Genomic DNA, 6,414 nt, shown 5'->3' with positions numbered 1-6,414 from the left:
GAGAAAAATAACTTTTACGCCCAAAAGGAGAGGACTTCAAATGCATTTGTCGGGCCAGTTCCGAGAAAGGGAACAGAGAATGGAGGCGACCTAATTCACTCGTTGCAAAACTTTGACGATATTTTTTAAGCATATCGAACTCGGTAAAACCTAAACAAGGTTCGATTTCTGAGATTTTTTGTATCTTTACCATGTGTTTTTATTTTTAATTACCCCCGTTTTGGCCGTCAAACCGTTTTTTGGGGGGAATGCTTAAAGATACAAAAAAGGCAACTAACTCGCAATGAATTAGTTGCCTTAAATTTTATTATTTTAGGAATATCCCACATTCATTTTATAGGGAAAGACGGGGATTTATTTTTATCGGCATAGCGCCAGAACAAGTGTTCTTTAAGTGTATATTTAAGTGTATATCAGCTCAATCCTTCTATTTCTCCATCCACAATATCAATATGCAATGCTTGCGGTTCTTTAGGCAATCCCGGCATACGAAGAATTTCTCCGGCAATGGCTACAATCATTTCAGCTCCGTTATTGATTACAATATCTTTAATATGGAACTCGAAGTTGTTCACCGCGCCATAAATCTTAGGATCGGCAGAGAATGAATACTGTGTTTTAGCAATACAAACCGGATAATGAGTGATGCCCATTTTCTCGATCAGTTTGATACGGTTGCGTGCAATACTGCTGTAAGTAATAACGCTGGCTCCGTAAATATTAGTAGCCACCTTTTCAATCTTCTGCTGTATATTATCTTCTTCCTTATATGTATAACGCAAAGGTTCGGACGGATTATTTTCGATTGTATCTACCACCAGGCGGGCCATGTCTACTGCCCCCTCTCCTCCTTCACTGAACGCATTGTTGATGGCAAAACCGACTCCCAACTGTTCGCAATGCTCACGCAGCAATTCCATTTCTTCATCGGTGTCGGACGCAAACTTATTGAAAGCTACAATAACCGTCTGACCGAATGAACGAAGATTACGAACATGTTTGTCCAGATTACGCAATCCTTCTTTCAGTCCTTCCATATTCGGTTCTTTGATACGGTCGAGACTGACACCTCCGTGCATCTTCAATCCTTGTGCCGTAGCGACAATCACCGTGAGACGCGGTTGGAGTCCACTCTTGCGGCACTTGATATTGTAGAACTTCTCTGCACCAAGATCAGCACCGAATCCGGCTTCTGTGATTACATAATCGCCGAAAGACATTGCCAATTTAGTGGCCAGAATAGAGTTACAACCATGCGCAATATTAGCGAACGGACCGCCGTGTACAAAAGCAGCGGTTCCTTCCGTAGTCTGCACCAGATTAGGATGGATGGCATCTTTCAGCAACACAGTGATAGCTCCTGCCACTCCCAGATCTTTTACGGTAAAAGGCTGGTCATCATAAGTGAAGCCCAACAGGATGTTTTCGATACGACGACGCAAATCACTCACATCTTTGGAAAGACAAAGAATCGCCATAATTTCCGAAGCAGGAGTAATATCGAAACCGGACTCTTGGGTAATCCCGTTAGATTTAGGTCCAAGACCGACAACGATGCTGCGCAACGAACGGTCGTTCACATCAAGCACTCTCCGCCAAAGGATTTCTTTCAATCCGAAACCTTTTGCCTGGTTCTGATAGAGATAATTGTCGAGCAAAGCCGAAATCATGTTATGAGCAGAGGTGATGGCGTGAAAATCCCCTGTGAAATGAAGGTTAATCTTATCCATCGGAAGCACTTGTGCATATCCTCCACCGGCCGCTCCTCCCTTCATTCCGAAACAAGGACCGAGAGACGGTTCACGAAGAGCGACAATCGCATTCTTTCCAATTTTATTCAGTCCCAAAGCAAGACCGATAGATACGGTAGTTTTGCCAATGCCCGCTTTGGTTGCCGTGATAGCAGTGACCAGGATGAGATTGCTTTTCTTCACTTTCTCTTCATCAATCAGTTGTTCAGGGATCTTTGCGATGTAGCGGCCATAATTCTCCACTTCCTCGCGAGGAATTCCGACACCTTCGGCAACTTGCTTAATCTTCTTCAGCTCAATGCTGCGAGCAATTTCTATGTCTGATTTCATACAGAATATGATTAGTTTTATTTTTGAAAGAACAAAAGTATAACAAAAAAGCGAAATAGAGAAATTTAAAGTTCATCGGATATTTATATATCTATTTATCATAAACACTATAAACTCTTTTCACGCAATAACTGTTGTAAATGACATAACCTAAAACAACAACTTAATTATGGAATGGATTATTAATCAACTAAGGGTACACCCTGAACTTGCTATTTTCCTGACGCTCTTTGCCGGATTCTGGCTGGGCAGACTCAAAATAGGGAAATTCTCATTAGGGACAGTCACCAGTGTTCTGCTGGTCGGCGTGTTGGTCGGGCAACTGAATATCACTGTGGATGGCCCGATGAAAGCTGTGTTCTTTCTGCTTTTCCTGTTTGCCGTCGGCTATAAGGTAGGTCCACAGTTTTTCCGCGGATTGAAAAAGGATGGGCTGCCACAGGTGGGATTCGCTGTACTGATGTGTATTGTCAGCCTGGTGGCACCGTGGATACTCGCCAAAATCATGGGATACCATGTAGGGGAAGCTGCCGGACTTTTGGCAGGCTCACAGACCATATCCGCCGTGATCGGCGTGGCAAGCGATACAATCAACCAATTGGGAATCAGCGATGCACAAAAAGCAACATTCATCAATGCGATTCCGGTAGCTTACGCTGTAACTTATATCTTCGGTACAGCCGGTTCTGCATGGATTCTGGCTTCTCTCGGCCCTAAAATGCTGGGCGGACTGGATAAGGTGAAAGCCGACTGCAAAGAACTGGAGGCTCAAATGGGAACATCGGAAGCTGATGAACCCGGATTTTCCCCGGCTCTTCGTCCGGTGGTATTCCGTGCCTATAAAATCACCAATGAATGGTTCGGCAAAGGAAAGAAAGTCAGTGAACTCGAAACATATTTATGTAAGAATGATAAACGGCTGTTTGTAGAACGGATTCGTCAAAGAGGAGTGGTGAAAGATGTTGATCCGAACCTGATTCTTCGCAAAAATGACGAAGTGGTACTAAGCGGACGCCGTGAGTTTGTAATCGGAGAAGAAGACTGGATCGGTCCGGAAGTGATCGACGCACAATTATTGGATTTTCCGGCGGAAACTCTTCCCGTAATGGTGACTCACCGGACGTTTGCCGGCGAAACGGTAGCCAAAATCCGGGCACAGAAATTTATGCACGGAGTCAGTATCCGTAACATCAAGCGTGCCGGAATCAATGTTCCGGTATTATCCAAAACAGTTGTGGATTCGGGAGATATTCTCGAGCTCACCGGTCTTAAACATGAAGTGGAAGACGCTGCCAAACAAATGGGTTACATTGACCGTCCGACCAATCAGACGGATATGATTTTCGTCGGGCTGGGCATTTTGCTCGGTGGTCTTTTCGGTGCACTGGCTATCCATCTGGGAGGTGTTCCTATCAGTCTTTCTACCAGTGGCGGCGCATTGATTGCCGGACTTCTGTTCGGTTGGTTACGCAGCAAGCATCCTACTTTCGGAGGTATCCCCGAACCCTCTTTATGGGTATTGAATAATGTAGGGCTGAATATGTTTATCGCAGTGGTCGGCATTGCTGCAGGCCCCAGTTTTATAGCCGGATTCAAAGAAGTCGGAGTCAGTCTGTTTATTGTCGGTGCACTGGCAACTGCCATCCCTCTTCTCGCAGGATTGCTGATGGCGAGATACCTGTTCAAATTCCACCCTGCCCTTTCATTGGGATGCACGGCAGGAGCACGTACCACAACAGCGGCACTGGGGGCTATTCAGGATGCAGTGGAAAGTGATACACCCGCATTAGGGTATACAGTGACGTATGCAGTCGGCAATACGCTACTGATTATCTGGGGAGTCGTCATCGTGTTGCTTATGTAAAACTATATAAATAAATATCATTATGGAAAAGAAAACAAATAACCCTGCCATTACGAAAAGTTATGCCAAGAAAATGGAAACGATCAGCCCGTTCGAGCTGAAAAACAAACTGATCGATATGGCAGACGAAAGCATTAAGAAAATAGCACATACCATGCTGAATGCGGGAAGAGGTAATCCGAACTGGATTGCTACCGAACCACGCGAAGCATTTTTTCTGTTGGGACAATTCGGACTTTGCGAATGTCGCCATGCGTTTTCACTGGAAGAAGGAATAGCAGGTATTCCGCAAAAGGCTGGAATAGCTGCCCGTTTCGAGGCTTTCCTGAAAGAGAATGAAAAAGCTCCGGGGGCTAATCTGCTGAAAGAGGGCTACAATTATATGTTGATGGAGCATGCTGCCGATCCGGATACGCTGATTCACGAATGGGCGGAATCGGTCATCGGCGACCAGTATCCTGTGCCCGACCGTATTTTACATTTTACAGAGTTAATCGTGCAGGATTACTTGGCACAAGAGATGTGTGACCGCCGTCCGCCGAAAGGGACTTTTGACCTTTTCGCCACCGAAGGAGGTACGGCAGCCATGTGTTATCTGTTCGATTCTTTGCAAGAGAATTTCCTGTTGAATCAGGGAGATGCCATTGCTTTGATGATTCCCGTGTTCACTCCTTATATAGAAATCCCGGAATTGCGACGCTATCAGTTTGACGTTACCGAAATTTCCGCCGACCAGATGACTCCTGACGGATTGCACACCTGGCAGTATAAGGATGAAGATATAGACAAGTTGAAAGATCCGCGGATCAAAGCGCTATTTATCACCAATCCAAGTAATCCGCCCAGTTACGCACTTAGCAGGGAGACTACCGAACGTATCATCAACATTGTGAAGAATGACAATCCGAACCTGATGATTATTACGGATGATGTGTATGGAACGTTTATCCCTCATTTCCGTTCATTGATGGCAGAATTGCCACACAATACGCTTTGCGTTTATTCGTTCTCCAAATATTTCGGAGCTACGGGATGGAGAACCGCAGTGATTGCTTTACACGAAGACAACATCTACGACAAAATGATTGCCCGCCTGTCGGAGGAGCAGAAATCAATATTGAACAAACGTTATTCCAGTCTTAGCCTGCAACCGGAAAAAATGAAATTTATCGACCGCATGGTGGCTGACAGCCGGCAGATTGCGCTGAATCATACCGCAGGGCTTTCTCTGCCTCAACAAATGCAGATGAGTTTGTTTGCCATCTTCTCGCTTCTGGATAAAGAAGACAGTTATAAAACCAAGATGCAGGAAATTATTCATCGACGCCTGCATGCGTTGTGGGATAACACGGGGTTCACACTGGTAGAGGATCCGCTGCGTGCCGGATATTATTCGGAGATTGATATGCTGGTATGGGCGAAGAAATTCTACGGAGATGACTTCGTTGCTTATCTGCAAAAGACATACAATCCGCTGGATGTGGTTTTCCGTCTGGCAAACGAAACTTCACTCGTGCTGTTGAATGGCGGTGGCTTTGCCGGACCGAAATGGAGTGTGCGTGTGTCACTGGCTAATTTGAATGAGGCCGATTATGTGAAAATCGGACAAAGTATCAAGTGTGTGTTGGAAGAATATGCCCAAACATGGAAAGCATCAAAAGAATGAACTGATTAGACGATTTACGATCGTATGATTGAGGATAGTAACCTCAATCGTACATTGTAAATCGCCTAATCGTAAATAACTGAAAAGATAGTTTTTTTCTAAGAAAACATAACGGAAGCAAATAGTCAGGTTGAAAATCTCTATCTTTGTGGTAAATCAACCTTTACGAAGATGAAAAAACTGATTCTATTTCTTTCGCTGATATTATCGGTCGGTTTTGCATCCGCACAGTCGGAAATTCCTTCCGATAGTATTCGTCATGCTCCATCCACCAATATTAAAGAGTTTGGTGGCTTTCTGCTGGATATGGGGCTAATGAATGTAGCAACTCCCGAACTTCCCAAGTTTAATTTAGAGATGCCTAATATGACGAAAGATTATAATCAGCTCTTTCGTTTAAATACAGATGTTACTTATTCGCAAGGATTCACTGATTCTTTTTCTTCGTCTTCTTTCTCCGGCTTTTCTGGCTTTGGCTACGGATATGGTTGGGGACTGTCTTCTTCTCCACAGTTTATGCAGATGGGGTCTTTCAAACTGAAAAACGGAATGAGAATCAATACCTACGGAGATTATGATAAGGATGGCTGGCGAGTGCCTAACCGTAGCGCTATGCCTTGGGAAAGAAATAATTTCCGGGGAGCATTCGAACTGAAATCAGCAAATGGTAATTTCGGAATACGAATCGAAGTGCAACAAGGACGAAACGCGCCTTATTAAATAAGGAACTTCAATATAAAACCCCGGAAGTCTGAAATAAAACCAAGTAGTCCTATAGATTAGATCAGACAGTCCGGAATTAA

The 6,414-nt window shown here is 44.4% G+C and carries 4 protein-coding genes and 1 pseudogene; 3 read left to right on the top strand and 2 right to left on the bottom strand.

The genetic code is table 11. From position 1 onward, the window contains the following. A pseudogene (locus tag HMPREF0106_RS16410) lies at positions 1-193 on the bottom strand (DDE transposase); the annotation flags it as partial. Between the two features lie 220 nt (positions 194-413). Next, entirely contained in the window at positions 414-2,081 is a 1,668-nt protein-coding gene (locus HMPREF0106_RS16415; protein WP_008640016.1) for a formate--tetrahydrofolate ligase, read from the bottom strand. A 169-nt stretch (positions 2,082-2,250) separates the two neighbouring features. Here HMPREF0106_RS16415 and aspT point away from each other — a divergent pair, with 169 nt between their 5' ends. From aspT to HMPREF0106_RS16430, 3 genes are all read left to right on the top strand, one after another. After that, positions 2,251-3,945 carry an aspartate-alanine antiporter gene (aspT, locus tag HMPREF0106_RS16420; RefSeq protein ID WP_009039535.1) on the top strand — a complete coding sequence of 565 codons (1,695 nt, stop codon included), beginning with the start codon at positions 2,251-2,253 and terminating at the stop codon, positions 3,943-3,945. A gap of 22 nt (positions 3,946-3,967) precedes the next feature. Then, positions 3,968-5,611 (top strand): aspartate 4-decarboxylase, encoded by a 1,644-nt coding sequence (gene aspD, locus HMPREF0106_RS16425; RefSeq protein WP_009039534.1) that lies wholly within the window; start codon positions 3,968-3,970, stop codon positions 5,609-5,611. 171 nt (positions 5,612-5,782) lie between these two features. Further along, positions 5,783-6,331 (top strand): hypothetical protein, encoded by a 549-nt coding sequence (locus HMPREF0106_RS16430; protein ID WP_009039533.1) that lies wholly within the window; start codon positions 5,783-5,785, stop codon positions 6,329-6,331. Positions 6,332-6,414 lie beyond the last annotated feature (83 nt).

The organism is Bacteroides sp. D22, assembly GCF_000163675.1.
Taxonomy (GTDB): Bacteria; Bacteroidota; Bacteroidia; order Bacteroidales; family Bacteroidaceae; genus Bacteroides; species Bacteroides xylanisolvens.
Note: the sequence above shows the minus strand (reverse complement) of the source record. Positions and strands in the feature narration are given on the sequence as shown.

What these genes read in the sequence shown, in the direction of transcription:
- HMPREF0106_RS16415 (WP_008640016.1), bottom strand. Translation starts at nt 2,081, where the DNA reads ATGAAATCAGACATAGAAATTGCTCGCAGCATTGAGCTGAAGAAGATT.
- aspT (WP_009039535.1), top strand. Translation starts at nt 2,251, where the DNA reads ATGGAATGGATTATTAATCAACTAAGGGTACACCCTGAACTTGCTATT.
- aspD (WP_009039534.1), top strand. Translation starts at nt 3,968, where the DNA reads ATGGAAAAGAAAACAAATAACCCTGCCATTACGAAAAGTTATGCCAAG.
- HMPREF0106_RS16430 (WP_009039533.1), top strand. Translation starts at nt 5,783, where the DNA reads ATGAAAAAACTGATTCTATTTCTTTCGCTGATATTATCGGTCGGTTTT.